The 21629-nt window shown below is 56.2% G+C and carries 5 protein-coding genes; all 5 read right to left on the minus strand.

Annotated features, from left to right (window positions below):
- Positions 1-36 precede the first annotated feature (36 nt).
- Positions 37-16956, minus strand: coding sequence for an immunoglobulin-like domain-containing protein (locus tag OKX01_RS18365; protein WP_264672228.1), 16920 nt, complete (start codon positions 16954-16956; stop codon positions 37-39).
- 175 nt (positions 16957-17131) lie between these two features.
- Positions 17132-17746, minus strand: a complete 615-nt coding sequence (locus OKX01_RS18370) for a response regulator transcription factor (RefSeq protein WP_108728324.1) — start codon at positions 17744-17746, stop codon at positions 17132-17134.
- A 117-nt stretch (positions 17747-17863) separates the two neighbouring features.
- Positions 17864-19225, minus strand: coding sequence for an HlyD family type I secretion periplasmic adaptor subunit (locus OKX01_RS18375; RefSeq protein WP_249460571.1), 1362 nt, complete (start codon positions 19223-19225; stop codon positions 17864-17866).
- Positions 19222-21411: a type I secretion system permease/ATPase gene (locus OKX01_RS18380; protein ID WP_094198148.1), complete on the minus strand. Its 2190-nt coding sequence runs from the start codon at positions 21409-21411 to the stop codon at positions 19222-19224. The genes OKX01_RS18375 and OKX01_RS18380 overlap by 4 nt, the downstream gene beginning before the upstream one ends.
- Positions 21389-21610 carry a hypothetical protein gene (locus OKX01_RS18385; protein WP_094198149.1) on the minus strand — a complete coding sequence of 74 codons (222 nt, stop codon included), beginning with the start codon at positions 21608-21610 and terminating at the stop codon, positions 21389-21391. The genes OKX01_RS18380 and OKX01_RS18385 overlap by 23 nt, the downstream gene beginning before the upstream one ends.
- Positions 21611-21629 lie beyond the last annotated feature (19 nt).

The following is a 21629-nucleotide window of genomic DNA, read 5'->3' on the forward strand; positions in this document are numbered from 1 at the left end:
GCTACCAACTACCGTAGCGCTCAGTGAATACACAATTTAGAAATCACTGCTCTTTAAGGTGCCGTCTTTAAGCGAGTTAGCAATCTGAATTGCTTTTTCCGCATCAAAGTCGATATTTTCCAAAATGATCTTCTGATCAAACTGGCTATTGCCTTGAGAGCTGATACCGATTTCCATCTTGCCACTGTCGGACTCTTTTACGGACAAGTACTTGCTCAGGTTGGCATCGCTACCGTCATAACCACTTAACAGATCGCTAATGTCCAAGGTGTCTTCACCAGCCGCACCAAAGTCCATCACACGATCTACAGCAGGCTTGGCAACACTACCCTGGTCTCCGGCATTCCACTGGAAGGTGTCATTGCCAGCACCACCGAACAGGATGTCGTCACCAGCACCACCGATCAATGTGTCGTTACCACCCTGACCATACAAGATGTCGTTACCACTACCGCCATCCAGGGTGTCATTACCACCACGGGTGTCACCAGCCACATTGAAGGCTTCGTGATTTCCCTTGATGTAGGCGTACAAGTCGGTGTTGCTTGGAGCAGACCCATTCTTGAGTTCAAGGAATACCTCCAGCGCCTTCAAGCCGGCTCCATCGGGCAAGTCAGCAGGACGACCACCTGGGATTTCATGCCATGGCAAGACATCACCATCGGTATTAATCGCATCACCAAAGATGATGTCGTTACCGTCACCACCCAATACAGTGTCATCGCCCACATCCAGCAACTCGCTGCTGCTCGAACCACCCTGCAAGGCAGCAGCCAAGTCTTCAGCGGTATGCACGATGTCAGGTGTGCCGGCAGGGCCGTACACCCAACTTCCTTGCCAGGACCACCTACCTTCTTGCACCCAAACCTCTTTATCACCGACAGAGGATGTGTCATCGAAGAACTGCAGATAATCTTGGGCCACACCGCTGCCAATACCGATACCATGCACAGCGCTCAAATCGCTTAAAGCCGCAAACGCGTCGATCGACTCCTCCATGATCGTACCAGTTGTCGAGCTACCACTTCCTTTGACCTGCTGACCATCCATGTAATACGTTGGATTGCCGTCGGTCAGGAAATAAGTCAGATTCTCAAACTGGAGACCAGAAGTCTGCTTAGCCGCTTGTTCATTAAACCATTTCACGGTTTCATTAAAGGCAGCTTCATAGTTCGTACCCTCATACGCGCTCAGATTGTTAAGGGCATTAATCAAAATATGCACATTATCTGTGGTGAGATTATCCAGCTTCACTACTGAGGTAGCTGTTTTGGCAAAATCAACCAACACCACATTCACAATGCCATCGTGGTCCTTCAAGTCCTCGGCCAAATTCTTCAAGGCATTGATAGCCAACTGCATACGTGTCAAACCAGGAGTACCGGATGCGGACCCCATACTGCCGGACGTATCCACCACCAACGCAATGTTGTAATTCTTACCGGGTTCAACAGTCGTAACCGTGCCACCGACGTCAGCCAGAATAATGTCATCACCCTGACTGCCCTGCAGCGTGCCACCACTGTTGTCACCATCATAGACTTCACCGTGGTGCAGCGTGAGGCTGACAGGAACCTGGACATCCTCAAAGTTTCCGTCCACCGCTACTACCTTGGCAGTCAGATCTTTAGTGCCATCGGTGGTCACCGTCACCGAACCTTTGCCATTTCTGTCCAGCGTTACCTCGTACGTCTGACCGTCGATTTCTACCGTTGCCGTCGGGAAGGTAGTCTCAAAGTCATACTTGCTAGGATCAGGCGGGTTCGAGGTCTCGATATCAAACACAACCTCGGATTCCATGCCAGGAATACTGGTTGCATCATCATTGACCACCTCTTTGTAGGAAATGGAATGCACCAGATAGTCATCGGTAGCGCCGGGAGCTGTGAACTCTGCTTTCGTAAAGTTCTGACCACTGCCTGGCTCAAACGTGTATGCCAAATCGACTTTGTCTGAGCCGCCGGCTACCCGTTCGGTCTTAGTCACATCACCATTCGCGTCGTAATACGTAACCAAGGCTTGGGTGTTGGAACCACCACCAGAAATGATGGCCCAGCCCACTGAGTTACCCGCGGCATCAAAGAACTCAACCTTCGCTTTTTCAGAATTGGCTCTCCAGGCAAACTGAACATCAAAGGACTTGACCTCATTGTTGAATTCAACCGTGAGTGTCTCACCATAGCCAAGCTCTTTGTCGTCGCCATTTCCAGCCTGTCCAGACACACCAAAGCCATCATGGTCCGTACCTGTCACTGTAGAGACATTAGTAGTCTGACCATTTTTATCGGTGGCTGTCACGGTAAAGCTGCCAGTGTCACCAACATTGCCCACATCAATGGTCGAAGTCTTGGTAACCGTTGCCTTAATACTGACCGACGTTGGGTCAAAGTCATCCACAATGACGGTACTTGCAGAATCCTGAGTACCCACAGACAGATGATCAAACGCATCATTAGCATCTACAACGCCCGTAATCTCTACCTGCAAGCCCTCATTAGGCTCTTTGTAAACGTCATCTACCGTATTAACAGTAAATTCTGTTTCGGACGTCCCGCCCTGAATAGTCACACTATCAGGCAAGGTGCCGGTATCGCCCGCATTGGCGGCAGCGCCACTCCAATCAAGAGTCACATCGATACTTTGACCTGCTGGCACTGTGACCGCATTGCCCGCACCATCGACTAACTGCACGGTATAACGCAGCTCTCCACCCTCAGATACGCTAGCGCTATCTACAGAGATGATCGCAAAGACTTCACTCATATCCACAATCGTGGCATCACCGCTGTCGGTAATACCGCCAGGCAGATCCGTGCCACTGGCGGTTTGACCCGTCAGTGTGGCTTCCAGGGTGAAGTCCTCATTACCTTCGAACACATTGTCGTCGGTCGTGGGCACCGTCACCACAATGCCATCGGTCGTGCCAGCGGGCACCGTCACGCTGTAGCTGCCATCGGCGTTCTTGGTCACGGTCACATCTTGACCGTTGATGGTGACAGTAGGCTCACCAATGTCGCCGTCCTCGATCTCACCACCCAAGGTGAAGGTCAGGGTCGTGTCGGCATCGACCGCCTTATCCAGGCTCACGTTAAACGTGGCGTTCTCGCCTTCGTTCACGTTACCGGCATCGTCCACCGTCAGGACTGGAACGTCCGCACCGGGGTTCGGGTTGGTTGGATCGGTCGATTCGGTATCCACAATCGTGGCATTACCACTGTCAGTAATACCGGTGGGCAGATCCGTGCCACTGGCGGTTTGACCCGTCAGTGTGGCTTCCAGCGTGAAGTCCTCATTGCCTTCGAACACATCGTCGTCGGTCGTGGGCACCGTCACCACAATGCCATCGGTCGTGCCAGCGGGCACCGTCACGCTGTAGCTGCCATCGGCGTTCTTGGTCACGGTCACATCTTGACCGTTGATGGTGACAGTAGGCTCACCAATGTCGCCGTCCTCGATCTCACCACCCAAGGTGAAGGTCAGGGTCGTGTCGGCATCGACCGCCTTATCCAGGCTCACGTTAAACGTGGCGTTCTCGCCTTCGTTCACGTTACCGGCATCATCCACCGTCAGAACCGGAACGTCCGCACCGGGGTTCGGGTTAGTTGGATCGGTCGATTCGGTATCCACAATCGTGGCATCACCGCTATCGGTAATACCGCCAGGCAGATCCGTGCCACTGGCGGTTTGACCCGTCAGTGTGGCTTCCAGCGTGAAGTCCTCATTGCCTTCGAACACATCGTCGTCGGTCGTGGGCACCGTCACCACAATGCCATCGGTCGTACCAGCGGGCACCGTCACGCTGTAGCTGCCATCAGCGTTCTTGGTGACCGTCACATCCTGACCGTTGATGGTGACCGTAGGCTCACCAATGTCGCCGTCCTCGATCTCACCACCCAAGGTGAAGGTCAGGGTCGTGTCGGCATCGACCGCCTTGTCCAGGCTTACGTTGAACGTGGCGTTCTCGCCTTCGTTCACGTTACCGGCGTCATCCACTGTCAGAACCGGTACGTCCGCACCGGGGTTGTTTGGATCACCATCCACAATCGTGGCATTACCGCTGTCGGTAATACCGCTAGGCAGATCCGTGCCGCTGGCGGTTTGACCCGTCAGTGTGGCTTCCAGCGTGAAGTCCTCATTGCCTTCGAACACATCGTCGTCGGTCGTGGGCACCGTCACCACAATGCCATCGGTCGTGCCAGCGGGCACCGTCACGCTGTAACTGCCATCGGCGTTCTTGGTCACGGTCACATCTTGGCCACCAATCGTCACCGTAGGCTCACCAATGTCGCCGTCCTCGATCTCACCACCCAAGGTGAAGGTCAGGGTCGTGTCGGCATCAACGGCCTTGTCCAGGCTCACGTTGAACGTGGCGTTCTCGCCTTCGTTCACATTACCGGCGTCATCCACCGTCAGGACAGGAACGTCCGCACCGGGGTTCGGGTTGGTTGGATCGGTCGATTCGGTATCCACAATCGTGGCGTTACCGCTGTCGGTGATACCGGCAGGCAAGTCCGTGCCACTGGCGGTTTGACCCGTCAGTGTGGCTTCCAGCGTGAAGTCCTCATTACCTTCGAACACATCGTCGTCGGTCGTGGGCACCGTCACCACAATGCCATCGGTCGTGCCAGCAGGCACCGTCACGCTGTAGCTGCCATCGGCGTTCTTGGTGACCGTCACATCTTGGCCACCAATCGTCACCGTGGGCTCACCAATGTCGCCGTCCTCGATCTCACCACCCAAGGTGAAGGTCAGGGTCGTGTCGGCATCAACCGCCTTGTCCAGGCTCACGTTAAACGTGGCGTTCTCGCCTTCGTTCACGTTACCGGCGTCATCCACCGTCAGAACCGGTACGTCCGCACCGGGGTTGTTTGGATCACCATCCACAATCGTGGCATCACCGCTGTCGGTAATACCGCTAGGCAGATCCGTGCCACTGGCGGTTTGACCCGTCAGCGTGGCTTCCAGCGTGAAGTCCTCATTGCCTTCGAACACATCGTCGTCGGTCGTGGGCACCGTCACCACAATGCCATCGGTCGTGCCAGCGGGCACCGTCACGCTGTAGCTGCCATCGGCGTTCTTGGTCACGGTCACATCTTGACCGTTGATGGTGACAGTAGGCTCACCAATGTCGCCGTCCTCGATCTCACCACCCAAGGTGAAGGTCAGGGTCGTGTCGGCATCGACCGCCTTGTCCAGGCTCACGTTAAACGTGGCGTTCTCGCCTTCGTTCACGTTACCGGCGTCATCCACCGTCAGAACCGGTACGTCCGCACCGGGGTTGTTTGGATCGCTGTCCACAATCGTGGCATCACCGCTATCGGTAATACCGCCAGGCAGATCCGTACCGCTGGCGGTTTGACCCGTCAGTGTGGCGTCCAGCGTGAAGTCCTCATTACCTTCGAACACATCGTCGTCGGTCGTGGGCACCGTCACCACAATGCCATCGGTCGTGCCAGCGGGCACCGTCACGCTGTAGCTGCCATCGGCGTTCTTGGTCACGGTCACATCTTGGCCACCAATCGTCACCGTAGGCTCACCAATGTCGCCGTCCTCGATCTCACCACCCAAGGTGAAGGTCAGGGTCGTGTCGGCATCGACCGCCTTGTCCAGGCTCACGTTGAACGTGGCGTTCTCGCCTTCGTTCACGTTACCGGCATCGTCCACCGTCAGAACTGGTACGTCCGCACCGGGGTTCGGGTTGGTTGGATCAGTCGATTCGGTATCCACAATCGTGGCATCACCGCTGTCAGTAATACCGGCAGGCAAGTCCGTGCCACTGGCGGTTTGACCCGTCAGTGTGGCTTCCAGGGTGAAGTCCTCATTGCCTTCGAACACATTGTCGTCGGTCGTGGGCACCGTCACCACAATGCCATCGGTCGTGCCAGCGGGCACCGTCACGCTGTAACTGCCATCAGCGTTCTTGGTCACGGTCACATCTTGGCCACCAATCGTCACCGTAGGCTCACCAATGTCGCCGTCCTCGATCTCACCACCCAAGGTGAAGGTCAGGGTCGTGTCGGCATCAACCGCCTTGTCCAGGCTCACGTTAAACGTGGCGTTCTCACCTTCGTTCACGTTACCGGCATCGTCCACCGTCAGAACCGGTACGTCCGCACCGGGGTTGTTTGGATCGCTGTCCACAATCGTGGCATCACCGCTGTCGGTAATACCGCTAGGCAGATCCGTGCCACTGGCGGTTTGACCCGTCAGTGTGGCTTCCAGCGTGAAGTCCTCATTGCCTTCGAACACATCGTCGTCGGTCGTGGGCACCGTCACCACAATGCCATCGGTCGTGCCAGCGGGCACCGTCACGCTGTAGCTGCCATCGGCGTTCTTGGTGACCGTCACATCCTGACCACCAATCGTCACCGTAGGCTCACCAATGTCGCCGTCCTCGATCTCACCACCCAGGGTGAAGGTCAGGGTCGTGTCGGCATCGACCGCCTTGTCCAGGCTCACGTTAAACGTGGCGTTCTCGCCTTCGTTCACGTTACCGGCATCGTCCACCGTCAGAACTGGTACGTCCGCACCGGGGTTCGGGTTGGTTGGATCGGTCGATTCGGTATCCACAATCGTGGCGTTACCGCTGTCGGTGATACCGGCAGGCAAGTCCGTGCCGCTGGCGGTTTGACCCGTCAGTGTGGCGTCCAGCGTGAAGTCCTCATTACCTTCGAACACATCGTCGTCGGTCGTGGGCACCGTCACCACAATGCCATCGGTCGTGCCAGCGGGCACCGTCACGCTGTAGCTGCCATCGGCGTTCTTGGTGACCGTCACATCTTGGCCACCAATCGTCACCGTAGGCTCACCAATGTCGCCGTCCTCGATCTCACCACCCAAGGTGAAGGTCAGGGTCGTGTCGGCATCGACCGCCTTGTCCAGACTCACGTTAAACGTGGCGTTCTCGCCTTCGTTCACGTTACCGGCATCATCCACCGTCAGAACCGGTACGTCCGCACCGGGGTTGTTTGGATCACCATCCACAATCGTGGCATCACCGCTGTCGGTAATACCGCCAGGCAGATCCGTGCCACTGGCGGTTTGACCCGTCAGTGTGGCTTCCAGCGTGAAGTCCTCATTACCTTCGAACACATTGTCGTCGGTCGTGGGCACCGTCACCACAATGCCATCGGTCGTGCCAGCGGGCACCGTCACGCTGTAGCTGCCATCGGCGTTCTTGGTCACGGTCACATCTTGACCGTTGATGGTGACAGTAGGCTCACCAATGTCGCCGTCCTCGATCTCACCACCCAAGGTGAAGGTCAGGGTCGTGTCGGCATCGACCGCCTTATCCAGGCTCACGTTAAACGTGGCGTTCTCGCCTTCGTTCACGTTACCGGCATCGTCCACCGTCAGGACTGGAACGTCCGCACCGGGGTTCGGGTTGGTTGGATCGGTCGATTCGGTATCCACAATCGTGGCATCACCGCTGTCGGTAATACCGCCAGGCAGATCCGTGCCACTGGCGGTTTGACCCGTCAGTGTGGCTTCCAGCGTGAAGTCCTCATTACCTTCGAACACATTGTCGTCGGTCGTGGGCACCGTCACCACAATGCCATCGGTCGTGCCAGCGGGCACCGTCACGCTGTAACTGCCATCAGCGTTCTTGGTCACGGTCACATCTTGGCCACCAATCGTCACCGTAGGCTCACCAATGTCGCCGTCCTCGATCTCACCACCCAAGGTGAAGGTCAGGGTCGTGTCGGCATCAACGGCCTTGTCCAGGCTCACGTTGAACGTGGCGTTCTCGCCTTCGTTCACGTTACCGGCGTCGTCCACCGTCAGAACTGGTACGTCCGCACCGGGGTTCGGGTTGGTTGGATCGGTCGACTCGGTATCCACAATCGTGGCGTTACCGCTGTCGGTAATACCGGTGGGCAGATCCGTGCCACTGGCGGTTTGACCCGTCAGCGTGGCTTCCAGGGTGAAGTCCTCATTACCTTCGAACACATCGTCGTCGGTCGTGGGCACCGTCACCACAATGCCATCGGTCGTGCCAGCGGGCACCGTCACGCTGTAGCTGCCATCGGCGTTCTTGGTGACCGTCACATCTTGGCCACCAATCGTCACCGTAGGCTCACCAATGTCGCCGTCCTCGATCTCACCACCCAAGGTGAAGGTCAGGGTCGTGTCGGCATCAACCGCCTTGTCCAGGCTTACGTTGAACGTGGCGTTCTCGCCTTCGTTCACGTTACCGGCGTCATCCACTGTCAGAACCGGTACGTCCGCACCGGGGTTGTTTGGATCACCATCCACAATCGTGGCATTACCGCTGTCGGTAATACCGCTAGGCAGATCCGTGCCGCTGGCGGTTTGACCCGTCAGTGTGGCTTCCAGCGTGAAGTCCTCATTGCCTTCGAACACATCGTCGTCGGTCGTGGGCACCGTCACCACAATGCCATTGGTCGTACCAGCGGGCACCGTCACGCTGTAGCTACCATCGGCGTTCTTGGTCACGGTCACATCCTGACCGTTGATGGTGACCGTAGGCTCACCAATGTCGCCGTCCTCGATCTCACCACCCAGGGTGAAGGTCAGGGTCGTGTCGGCATCGACCGCCTTGTCCAGGCTCACGTTAAACGTGGCGTTCTCGCCTTCGTTCACGTTACCGGCGTCATCCACCGTCAAGACAGGAACGTCCGCACCAGGGTTGTTTGGATCACCATCCACAATCGTGGCATCACCGCTGTCGGTAATACCGCCAGGCAGATCCGTGCCACTGGCGGTTTGACCCGTCAGCGTGGCTTCCAGCGTGAAGTCCTCATTACCTTCGAACACATTGTCGTCGGTCGTGGGCACCGTCACCACAATGCCATCGGTCGTGCCAGCGGGCACCGTCACGCTGTAGCTGCCATCGGCGTTCTTAGTGACCGTCACATCTTGACCGTTGATGGTGACAGTAGGCTCACCAATGTCGTCGGCCTCGATCTCACCACCCAGGGTGAAGGTCAGGGTCGTGTCGGCATCAACCGCCTTGTCCAGGCTCACGTTAAACGTGGCGTTCTCGCCTTCGTTCACGTTACCGGCATCATCCACCGTCAGGACTGGAACATTACCACCGTCACCATCCACAATCGTGGCGTTACCGCTGTCGGTAATACCGGCAGGCAAGTCCGTACCGCTGGCGGTTTGACCCGTCAGTGTGGCGTCCAGCGTGAAGTCCTCATTACCTTCGAACACATCGTCGTCGGTCGTGGGCACCGTCACCACAATGCCATCGGTCGTGCCAGCGGGCACCGTCACGCTGTAGCTGCCATCGGCGTTCTTGGTCACGGTCACATCTTGACCGTTGATGGTGACAGTAGGCTCACCAATGTCGCCGTCCTCGATCTCACCACCCAAGGTGAAGGTCAGGGTCGTGTCAGCATCGACCGCCTTATCCAGGCTCACGTTAAACGTGGCGTTCTCGCCTTCGTTCACGTTACCGGCGTCATCCACCGTCAGAACGGGTACGTCCGCGCCGGGGTTCGGGTTGGTTGGATCGGTCGATTCGGTATCCACAATCGTGGCGTTACCGCTGTCGGTAATACCGGCAGGCAAGTCCGTGCCACTGGCGGTTTGCCCCGTCAGTGTGGCTTCCAGCGTGAAGTCCTCATTACCTTCGAACACATCGTCGTCGGTCGTGGGCACCGTCACCACAATGCCATCGGTCGTGCCAGCGGGCACTGTCACGCTGTAGCTGCCATCGGCGTTCTTGGTCACGGTCACATCTTGACCGTTGATGGTGACAGTAGGCTCACCAATGTCGCCGTCCTCGATCTCACCACCCAAGGTGAAGGTCAGGGTCGTGTCGGCATCGACCGCCTTGTCCAGGCTCACGTTGAACGTGGCGTTCTCGCCTTCGTTCACATTACCGGCGTCATCCACCGTCAGAACCGGTACGTCCGCACCGGGGTTCGGGTTGGTTGGATCAGTCGATTCGGTATCCACAATCGTGGCATTACCACTGTCAGTAATACCGGTGGGCAGATCCGTGCCACTGGCGGTTTGACCCGTCAGCGTGGCTTCCAGGGTGAAGTCCTCATTGCCTTCGAACACATCGTCGTCGGTCGTGGGCACCGTCACCACAATGCCATCGGTCGTGCCAGCGGGCACCGTCACGCTGTAGCTGCCATCGGCGTTCTTGGTGACCGTCACATCCTGACCACCAATCGTCACCGTAGGCTCACCAATGTCGCCGTCCTCGATCTCACCACCCAAGGTGAAGGTCAGGGTCGTGTCGGCATCAACCGCCTTGTCCAGGCTTACGTTGAACGTGGCGTTCTCGCCTTCGTTCACGTTACCGGCATCATCCACCGTCAGAACCGGTACGTCCGCACCGGGGTTCGGGTTGGTTGGATCGGTCGATTCGGTATCCACAATCGTGGCATCACCGCTGTCGGTAATACCGCCAGGCAGATCCGTGCCACTGGCGGTTTGCCCCGTCAGTGTGGCTTCCAGCGTGAAGTCCTCATTATCTTCGAACACATCGTCGTCGGTCGTGGGCACCGTCACCACAATGCCATCGGTCGTGCCAGCGGGCACTGTCACGCTGTAGCTGCCATCGGCGTTCTTGGTCACGGTCACATCTTGACCGTTGATGGTGACAGTAGGCTCACCAATGTCGCCGTCCTCGATCTCACCACCCAAGGTGAAGGTCAGGGTCGTGTCGGCATCGACCGCCTTGTCCAGGCTCACGTTGAACGTGGCGTTCTCGCCTTCGTTCACATTACCGGCGTCATCCACCGTCAGAACCGGTACGTCCGCACCGGGGTTCGGGTTGGTTGGATCAGTCGATTCGGTATCCACAATCGTGGCATTACCACTGTCAGTAATACCGGTGGGCAGATCCGTGCCACTGGCGGTTTGACCCGTCAGCGTGGCTTCCAGGGTGAAGTCCTCATTGCCTTCGAACACATCGTCGTCGGTCGTGGGCACCGTCACCACAATGCCATCGGTCGTGCCAGCGGGCACCGTCACGCTGTAGCTGCCATCGGCGTTCTTGGTGACCGTCACATCCTGACCACCAATCGTCACCGTAGGCTCACCAATGTCGCCGTCCTCGATCTCACCACCCAAGGTGAAGGTCAGGGTCGTGTCGGCATCAACCGCCTTGTCCAGGCTTACGTTGAACGTGGCGTTCTCGCCTTCGTTCACGTTACCGGCGTCATCCACTGTCAGAACCGGTACGTCCGCACCGGGGTTGTTTGGATCACCATCCACAATCGTGGCATTACCGCTGTCGGTAATACCGCTAGGCAGATCCGTGCCGCTGGCGGTTTGACCCGTCAGTGTGGCTTCCAGCGTGAAGTCCTCATTGCCTTCGAACACATCGTCGTCGGTCGTGGGCACCGTCACCACAATGCCATTGGTCGTACCAGCGGGCACCGTCACGCTGTAGCTACCATCGGCGTTCTTGGTCACGGTCACATCCTGACCGTTGATGGTGACCGTAGGCTCACCAATGTCGCCGTCCTCGATCTCACCACCCAGGGTGAAGGTCAGGGTCGTGTCGGCATCGACCGCCTTGTCCAGGCTCACGTTAAACGTGGCGTTCTCGCCTTCGTTCACGTTACCGGCGTCATCCACCGTCAGAACCGGTACGTCCGCACCGGGGTTGTTTGGATCGCTGTCCACAATCGTGGCATCACCGCTATCGGTAATACCGCCAGGCAGATCCGTACCGCTGGCGGTTTGACCCGTCAGTGTGGCGTCCAGCGTGAAGTCCTCATTACCTTCGAACACATCGTCGTCGGTCGTGGGCACCGTCACCACAATGCCATCGGTCGTGCCAGCGGGCACCGTCACGCTGTAGCTGCCATCGGCGTTCTTGGTCACGGTCACATCTTGACCGTTGATGGTGACAGTAGGCTCACCAATGTCGCCGTCCTCGATCTCACCACCCAAGGTGAAGGTCAGGGTCGTGTCGGCATCGACCGCCTTGTCCAGGCTCACGTTGAACGTGGCGTTCTCGCCTTCGTTCACGTTACCGGCATCATCCACCGTCAGAACCGGAACGTCCGCACCGGGGTTCGGGTTGGTTGGATCAGTCGATTCGGTATCCACAATCGTGGCATCACCGCTGTCGGTAATACCGGCAGGCAAGTCCGTGCCACTGGCGGTTTGCCCCGTCAGTGTGGCTTCCAGCGTGAAGTCCTCATTACCTTCGAACACATCGTCGTCGGTCGTGGGCACCGTCACCACAATGCCATCGGTCGTGCCAGCGGGCACTGTCACGCTGTAGCTGCCATCGGCGTTCTTGGTCACGGTCACATCTTGACCGTTGATGGTGACAGTAGGCTCACCAATGTCGCCGTCCTCGATCTCACCACCCAAGGTGAAGGTCAGGGTCGTGTCGGCATCGACCGCCTTGTCCAGGCTCACGTTGAACGTGGCGTTCTCGCCTTCGTTCACATTACCGGCGTCATCCACCGTCAGAACCGGTACGTCCGCACCGGGGTTCGGGTTGGTTGGATCAGTCGATTCGGTATCCACAATCGTGGCATTACCACTGTCAGTAATACCGGTGGGCAGATCCGTGCCACTGGCGGTTTGACCCGTCAGCGTGGCTTCCAGGGTGAAGTCCTCATTGCCTTCGAACACATCGTCGTCGGTCGTGGGCACCGTCACCACAATGCCATCGGTCGTGCCAGCGGGCACCGTCACGCTGTAGCTGCCATCGGCGTTCTTGGTGACCGTCACATCCTGACCACCAATCGTCACCGTAGGCTCACCAATGTCGCCGTCCTCGATCTCACCACCCAAGGTGAAGGTCAGGGTCGTGTCGGCATCAACCGCCTTGTCCAGGCTTACGTTGAACGTGGCGTTCTCGCCTTCGTTCACGTTACCGGCGTCATCCACTGTCAGAACCGGTACGTCCGCACCGGGGTTGTTTGGATCACCATCCACAATCGTGGCATTACCGCTGTCGGTAATACCGCTAGGCAGATCCGTGCCGCTGGCGGTTTGACCCGTCAGTGTGGCTTCCAGCGTGAAGTCCTCATTGCCTTCGAACACATCGTCGTCGGTCGTGGGCACCGTCACCACAATGCCATTGGTCGTACCAGCGGGCACCGTCACGCTGTAGCTACCATCGGCGTTCTTGGTCACGGTCACATCCTGACCGTTGATGGTGACCGTAGGCTCACCAATGTCGCCGTCCTCGATCTCACCACCCAGGGTGAAGGTCAGGGTCGTGTCGGCATCGACCGCCTTGTCCAGGCTCACGTTAAACGTGGCGTTCTCGCCTTCGTTCACGTTACCGGCGTCATCCACCGTCAGAACTGGTACGTCCGCACCGGGGTTCGGGTTGGTTGGATCGGTCGATTCGGTATCCACAATCGTGGCATTACCACTGTCAGTAATACCGGTGGGCAGATCCGTGCCACTGGCGGTTTGACCCGTCAGTGTGGCTTCCAGGGTGAAGTCCTCATTGCCTTCGAACACATTGTCGTCGGTCGTGGGCACCGTCACCACAATGCCATCGGTCGTACCAGCGGGCACCGTCACGCTGTAGCTGCCATCAGCGTTCTTGGTCACGGTCACATCTTGACCGTTGATGGTGACAGTAGGCTCACCAATGTCGCCGTCCTCGATCTCACCACCCAAGGTGAAGGTCAGGGTCGTGTCGGCATCAACGGCCTTGTCCAGGCTCACGTTGAACGTGGCGTTCTCGCCTTCGTTCACATTACCGGCATCGTCCACCGTCAGAACTGGAACGTCCGCACCGGGGTTCGGGTTGGTTGGATCAGTCGATTCGGTATCCACAATCGTGGCATTACCACTGTCAGTAATACCGGTGGGCAGATCCGTGCCACTGGCGGTTTGACCCGTCAGTGTGGCTTCCAGGGTGAAGTCCTCATTGCCTTCGAACACATTGTCGTCGGTCGTGGGCACCGTCACCACAATGCCATCGGTCGTGCCAGCGGGCACCGTCACGCTGTAGCTGCCATCAGCGTTCTTGGTGACCGTCACATCCTGACCACCAATCGTCACCGTAGGCTCACCAATGTCGCCGTCCTCGATCTCACCACCCAAGGTGAAGGTCAGGGTCGTGTCGGCATCAACGGCCTTGTCCAGGCTCACGTTGAACGTGGCGTTCTCGCCTTCGTTCACGTTACCGGCATCGTCCACCGTCAGAACTGGAACGTCCGCACCGGGGTTGTTTGGATCACCATCCACAATCGTGGCATCACCGCTAGCGGTAATACCGCCAGGCAGATCCGTGCCACTGGCGGTTTGACCCGTCAGTGTGGCTTCCAGCGTGAAGTCCTCATTGCCTTCGAACACATCGTCGTCGGTCGTGGGCACCGTCACCACAATGCCATCGGTCGTACCAGCGGGCACCGTCACGCTGTAGCTGCCATCGGCGTTCTTGGTCACGGTCACATCTTGACCGTTGATGGTGACGGTAGGCTCACCAATGTCGCCGTCCTCGATCTCACCACCCAAGGTGAAGGTCAGGGTCGTGTCGGCATCGACCGCCTTGTCCAGGCTCACGTTAAACGTGGCGTTCTCGCCTTCGTTCACGTTACCGGCATCGTCCACCGTCAGAACCGGTACGTCCGCACCGGGGTTGTTTGGATCACCATCCACAATCGTGGCATCACCGCTGTCGGTAATACCGCCAGGCAGATCCGTGCCACTGGCGGTTTGACCCGTCAGTGTGGCTTCCAGCGTGAAGTCCTCATTGCCTTCGAACACATCGTCGTCGGTCGTGGGCACCGTCACCACAATGCCATCGGTCGTGCCAGCGGGCACCGTCACGCTGTAGCTGCCATCGGCGTTCTTGGTCACGGTCACATCTTGACCACCAATCGTCACCGTGGGCTCACCAATGTCGCCGTCCTCGATCTCACCACCCAGGGTGAAGGTCAGGGTCGTGTCGGCATCGACCGCCTTGTCCAGGCTCACGTTAAACGTGGCGTTCTCGCCTTCGTTCACGTTACCGGCGTCATCCACCGTCAGAACCGGTACGTCCGCACCAGGCTCACCGGTGTTGCTATCTGTAATCGTGGCAGTACCTTCGCCCGTTACATCCCTCAACTCCACATCACCCACAGTACCCGTCAGCTCTGCATCCAGAGTGAACTGCTCTTCGCCTTCAAAAACGGCATCATCCACAGTGGGGACGGTAACGGTAATCTGGGTCTCGCCAGCAGGCACATCCACGCTGAACTTGCCATCGGCATCAACGGTCACGGTCTGCACCACGCCATTGCCTACCTGCACCTGAACGGTACGGGGCTCACCATCGGTCCACAGATCGCCAAAGCCTGCACTGCCCTCGTTAAGCTGGAGTTCCAGCGTCGTGTTTGTTTTTACTTGATTGCTTAAATCAACCACAAAAACAGCGTCACTACCCTCGCTCAGAACAGGGTTATTAACAGCCAAACTAGGAATGTCATTATTGGCGGGCTCGGTTGGACCTGTTGGATCGGTAGGATCAACCGGCACTTCGCGGCCATCATCAACAATTGTGCCTGTACCTTCACCCTGGACTTTATCAACAGGGGTACCGTTCTGTGTCTCGCCTTCTTGCGTAACAGTCAAGGTGAAGTCTTCTTCACCTTCAAAAACATCATCGTCTTTAGTATCTACAGTTACCGTGACGTCAGTGACACCGGGAGGCAGTGTGAAACTGTATGTGCCATCACTATTTTGTGTGACAGGCACCGTATCACCATTGGGCAATTGCACAACAGGGGGCTGATCAAGAGCTATATCGCCATCGTCCGTGGAGCCATGCCCCAATTGCAGCGTAACCGTGGTCTCGTTGTCGACTGGTTTACCAAAATTCACGTTGAAGGTACCCGAACCTCCCTCACTGATGACCGTGTCGGACACAGTAATCGCAGGTACATCGTTATCTTCAACGGTAGTCGTTACCGGATCGCCGTACTCAACCTTCTCGTAGTTGCCGCCCGTGCTGCTCTCAATCCCGACATTTTCCGGGATATTGCCTTGCACCGTCCCATCATCAGGACGAGCTGGATACGTGACAGAACCGCTAGTCTCACCTTCTTTGATGATAATTTCCTGACCATTAGTCAGTTTAATCACCAAGTCTCCGCCTTGCGGAGGATTTTCAACTGTTGCGGTAATGGTGATGTCCTCACCTTCTACAACCGTATCGGGGCCTTCCAAAGTAATTTTTGTAGCATCATCATCGTCCGTGATGGTGCTGCTGGATGTACTGCTCGTATCCAGATTCTCGTAGTTACCGCCCGTTGTCGTGCTGATACCAATATCCTCGGGACGATCGCCTTGTGTGTAAGCATCATCTGGATAAGGATTATCAACAAGCACCCGGCCTTCCGTACTGCCAACCGGAATCGTAATAGTGCTGCCATTGGTCAGCGTGATGATCAGATCTTGCCCAGTAACTGGGTTATCGACGCGCGCAATGATTTCAAATGGCTCGCCTTCCGTGACTCGCTCTGGTGTTTCCAATGTCACAGTCGATGTGCCAGCAACGAGAGTTGGGTCCGTCTCATCGCCACCACCACCGCTAAAACGAGGCAATTCTGTGCCTAATACGCCTGGTTTGGGATACTCCAGGGCTAATGGTCGGGTTGTCTCAACAATACTGACCAAACGCACAAAACTACTTCCGCCCTCTCCGCCACCCGTCAGCACAGCAGCGGTAGGATCTAACTGTTCAAATGGGTCATTACCCGCTTCCAGTGCTGCCAGTACTGCAGCAATCGCTGGATCATCAGGATTGGTCAGAACGGCCACAGCAGGATCGACATCCGTCTGGGCAATATCGTCACTCAGCAAGAATTCCCGATTATCGGAAATGGTCATAGGCGGCCCGCCAGGAATCTCGAGCTCGACAAATGCGCCTGTTTCGGTAGTGATCTCAGCGTTTACGGGAACACGCATTCCCTCTTTGAGCGCTACTTTTGAGCCATCGCTGGTACGCATCCATGCTGTACCTTCAACGCGTGTCACTAAAACAGTATCCAGTGCCATAATTGTCTGATTCCTAAAAAAGACCGTCGCAATGCGACCATCTGAAATTGGCTTTCTTTGGTATGAGAATAGCGAGTTGATCTGCTATGTGATATTGGCGCTGCCGCCAGTTCGCCGCTTTACTTGCGATTCTTTACGCAAGTTGACAATGCAGGACTGGACGGCCCAAACAGGCTTATGAAATGCCGTGTACTTTTAGCGCCAACATTAAACGATCAGTTACACCAAGCTTTTCAAAAATAGCTTGAAGGTGGGCACGCACTGTTCGTTCAGTAATGCCAAGATCCTGGGCAATCAATTGATTGGAGTGCCCCAACGAGGCGCGTTGCGCCACCTCGATTTCACGGCTGGTCAAGTTGCTTTCCCAACCCGTGCGAATTTCCAAGTGACGAGTCACGTCACTGAGCAGGCGACTCAGCAAAGACTCTCCCACCCAAACCTGACCCGAGGCCACGTGCTCCAACACTTGCTCCAGCAGAGCCGACGAGCTGTACGCGTGAATATAAGCTCGGGCGCCCAACGCCAATACGGCTTGCCCTTCAGAGTCGACAGGCCGAGGGCTGGCGACCACCACCTTCATCCCTTTTACTGCCTGTACCCATTGCGGGTGATTCCATAACGCAAGCGCACTGTCCATGACGACAAGCTCACGATGTTGCTGTTTCCACCGTAACAAATCCTCCATACCTCGCCCTCGGGCAGGCAAGTAGGTTACGGAATTCTGGTGACTCCAATGCTGCCACAAGGCTTCATCGTTCGTCAGAAATAAAACCGAATTTACTTGTCGCATACCGCTTTTCCCTTACTGGTAACACGAGCTAAAAAGCCATCAGCTCTGAGGCTGACGTGGGATTATTTATCCTCTATCGTCAGCACTACTCCCCCCGTACAGGCCACCCCTGCCGCTTTAACGCTCTGTAAAGGCGTTAGAGCGGGCCCTGAGAATGGGTTTGAGTAAATACTGCATGACAGTGCGTTTACCCGTGAGGATATGAACCTCTGCCACCATGCCAGGCAAAATAGGCCGATTATCATCACCCACGTAAACGGTATCAGTGCGCACTTTGGCTATATAAAATGAATTACCCTTTTCATCGGTAATCGTATCGGCACTGGTTTGCTCCAACACCCCGGCAAGACCGCCGTAAATCGCAAAGTCATAGGCAGTAAACTTAACTTCAGCAGATTGACCCGGGTGAAGAAATCCGATGTCACGCGGATGGATACGCACCTCCAACAACAAGGAGTCATCAGTCGGCACGATCTCCAAAATATCCTTACCAGGTTGCACAACCCCCCCCACCGTATTAGCGGCAAGAGTTTTAATCGTCCCACGTACTGGCGAGCGCACTTCAGCCAATCGGACACGATCCGCCAATGCGCGCTGCCCTTGCTCTAAAGAAGCCAATTTGGCGCGAGTTTCTGCCAGCTCTGTACGAGCCTGGTTACGGAATGTAATTTCAACATCACCGATCTTGTTCTGCGCCTCTTGTATGGAGGCCTCGATCCTGCTTATTTGCGCCGTAGCGGCTCGTTGTTCTCCGCAATAACGCGCTACATCGCGCTGTAAGCGCAACAAATCCACTTCAGAAACAGCCCCGCTTTTCAGCAAAGGCCGCGTCATTTTCAATTCTTGCGATGTCAGGCCACAGCTCGATGCCGCCTGATCCCGATTGGCCTGCGTTTCTCGTAGCTCTTGCTGGCGTTGATGCAGTTGCTCCTGAGCGACAGAGATATTGGAGCGCAGCTCCTCGGTACGAGCTTGCCAGACGCGACGCTCCATTTCAGCAAGATCCGGCGCCTTTTCCACAACCTCGGCAGGCATATCCAGGGCTTGATCAGCCGCAATGGCCTCAAGCCGGGCCGCCTTGGCCAACAACGACAAGGACTCTGCCTCATTCTCACCCAAGGAAGACGATGCTCGCGTGGGATCAATGCGCAATAGCACCTCGCCCTGCTCAACGGATTGCCCGGGCCTGACAAGAATTTCCTCAACAACACCACCATCGAGGCTTTGTATGATCTGTACCTGCCGAGAAGGCACCACCTTCCCTTCTCCACGCACAACCTCGTCAATGTTGGCCAGACTTGCCCAAACAATCAGCACGCAAATTGCCAACAGCGTCAACCAGATCAACAAACGCGAACCGCGAACCTCTTGCTGACGTGCCGTCCAAGCTGCATTTTTGAGAACACTTCGGCTTGGTGCAGGCCCAGCATCGGCCTTCAGCCTTGCCCGTATCCGGGAAAACAAACTTTTTTTCGTCATGTCGCGCTCCGGGCCTTGCCAATCTGCCCACTACGCAATGCTGTAATGACCTGCTCCTTGGGACCATCGGCCACAATTCGCCCCATATCCATGACAATCAAGCGATCAACCAAGTCCAGTAGCGCTGTACGATGCGTGACCAGCACCACCGTTTTGCCTTCACATTCAGTGCGCAAACTATTGCGCAAAGCGGATTCGCTTTGATTGTCCATGTTGCTGCTAGGCTCATCGAGCAACAGAATAGAGGGGTTTCCCATCAAGGCCCGGGCCACCGCAACCGCTTGACGCTGACCGCCAGAGAGCGAATCACCACGCTCGCCGATCATCATGTCGTAGCCATCTGGGTGCCGACGAGCAAAATCATCCACACCCGCCAACTTGGCGGCAGCCAACATCTGATCATCCGTAACGTAGGGCGAACCCATCGTCAGATTATGTTTCAAGGTGCCATAAAACAGCATCGGATCTTGTGAGACATAGCCCATAGAACGACGCACATCAGCTGGGTCAATCTGCTGATTATCGATACCGTCTAACACAATCGTGCCCGAGGTCGGTTTATACAAGCCCAGAATTAACTTGGACAACGTGGTCTTACCTGAACCTATACGCCCGATAATGGCCACTTTCTCCCCTGCCTTGAGGGAAAAACTAAGCTGATTGATCACATTCTGAGTTGCACCGGGATACGCGAAACTAACACCACGGAACTCGATGGCACCTTCAAGATAAGGCCGAGGCACAAAATTGCGATCATCAGGGTGTTCGACCGGCAACTCCATATACGTACCAATCGAATCCAGCGACGTACGCGCATTCTGATATTGCATCATCAGCCCGGCCACTTGCCCAAATGGGGCAAGACAACGGCCCGCAATCATGGAGGAAGCAATAATGCCCCCCATCGACAACTGCGCGTCCTGAATCAGATATACACCGATGATAATCACGCAAATCGTGACCACTTGGGTCAACATCTGCACGGTGCTTACCGTTACAGCCGAAGTCATCTTGATTCTGGCCCCTTGTCGAGCCAGGTACTCTGTAGACTGCTCCCAAGCGCGCTGGGCATTGCTCTGCGCATTCAATACCTTCAAGGTTTCAAGCCCAGCCAAGGACTCCACCAGGCCTGCATTGCGCTGTGCAGCCGCTTGAAATGTTTGCTTGGTCAACCGCTCCATCCGAGCCTGGGCAAACCAGGACACGGCAAGAATAATGATGATAGCCACGACCGGCGGGATTAACATCCAAGGCGATATCCAGGCCAGTACCGCAAGAAACAGGACGACAAATGGCAAATCGACCAGCGTTGTCAGACTGGCCGAGGCAATAAAATCGCGCACAGACTCAAACGAGCGCAAATTGGCGGCAAAAGAGCCCACCGAAGGCGGCCGATTCTCCATGCGCAAATCCAATACCCGCTCCATAATCCGTGCTGATAACTGAATATCAACCCGCTTACTGGCCGCATCAACCACATACGCGCGTACGCTGGTCAACAGAAGGTTCAGCACGAGCACCAAACCAATCCCTATAGACAGTACCCACAACGTTTCTATCGCATTGTTAGGCACCACGCGGTCATACACATTCATGGTGTACAAGGGGATCGCCAAGGCAAACACGTTAATCAGAAACGCCGCTCCGAGCGCATCCCGATATAACTTCCAGTTTTGCGATACGGTCGCCCAAAACCAATGCTTGCCTTTCAGGGGCGTTATACCCTCTGTTGCTCGCACCTCGACCCGAAAGTCAGGTTGTACAACCGCGAGCAGGCCAGAATACAGCTCCTGCAACTGCTCCAGGTCAATTTCACTGGGGCTGCCGCTTTCTGGAAAATGCACAAGAGCACGATCATCCTCGAAGCCCAACAACACACAAGCCCGACTATCGTTCAGCAGCAAAATGGCTGGCAACAGATTGGGATTGAGTTCGGCAAACGAACGGCGCCAAATACGCGAGGTGCAATGCCCACGCGCTGCAGCCCGACTCAAAAGAGCGGGCGTCAGGCGTCCCTTCTGCAAGGGCAGACCCGTAGACAGATGCTGGGCCGTACATGGATTGCCGTGAATACGGGTAATCTCTACCAAACAATTCAGTAACGGATCATCATGAGTCAGATGAGGCGGGATACTGAATGTCTCGCTCTGTGGTGTTGGATTTTCAGATGAGTGGTTCGTCGTCATTAATCAAATCCAGCGAATCTCGCAGGCGCTGACGGGTTTGTTTGCGCTCGTTTAATTTAGCCAAGGCTTCAGGGGGCAAATCAGTCATGCGAAGAACGCCATTCGCAATCAAGGCGTCAATCAAGTCTTCCAGAACCCGAATAAAACTGGCATCCGAGACTGACAGCTCTTGTTTATAGCCCTCTTCTTCTGGACTCATATAGCCCCCTAACCTTCAA

Source organism: Alcaligenes sp. SMD-FA, from assembly GCF_025960365.1.
Classification (GTDB): Bacteria; Pseudomonadota; Gammaproteobacteria; order Burkholderiales; family Burkholderiaceae_B; genus Alcaligenes; species Alcaligenes aquatilis.

Bases quoted from the DNA above. Each gene is read 5' to 3' on its own strand.
- OKX01_RS18365 (WP_264672228.1), bottom strand. From the start codon at position 16,956: ATGGCACTGGATACTGTTTTAGTGACACGCGTTGAAGGTACAGCATGG.
- OKX01_RS18370 (WP_108728324.1), bottom strand. From the start codon at position 17,746: ATGCGACAAGTAAATTCGGTTTTATTTCTGACGAACGATGAAGCCTTG.
- OKX01_RS18375 (WP_249460571.1), bottom strand. From the start codon at position 19,225: ATGACGAAAAAAAGTTTGTTTTCCCGGATACGGGCAAGGCTGAAGGCC.
- OKX01_RS18380 (WP_094198148.1), bottom strand. From the start codon at position 21,411: ATGACGACGAACCACTCATCTGAAAATCCAACACCACAGAGCGAGACA.
- OKX01_RS18385 (WP_094198149.1), bottom strand. From the start codon at position 21,610: ATGAGTCCAGAAGAAGAGGGCTATAAACAAGAGCTGTCAGTCTCGGAT.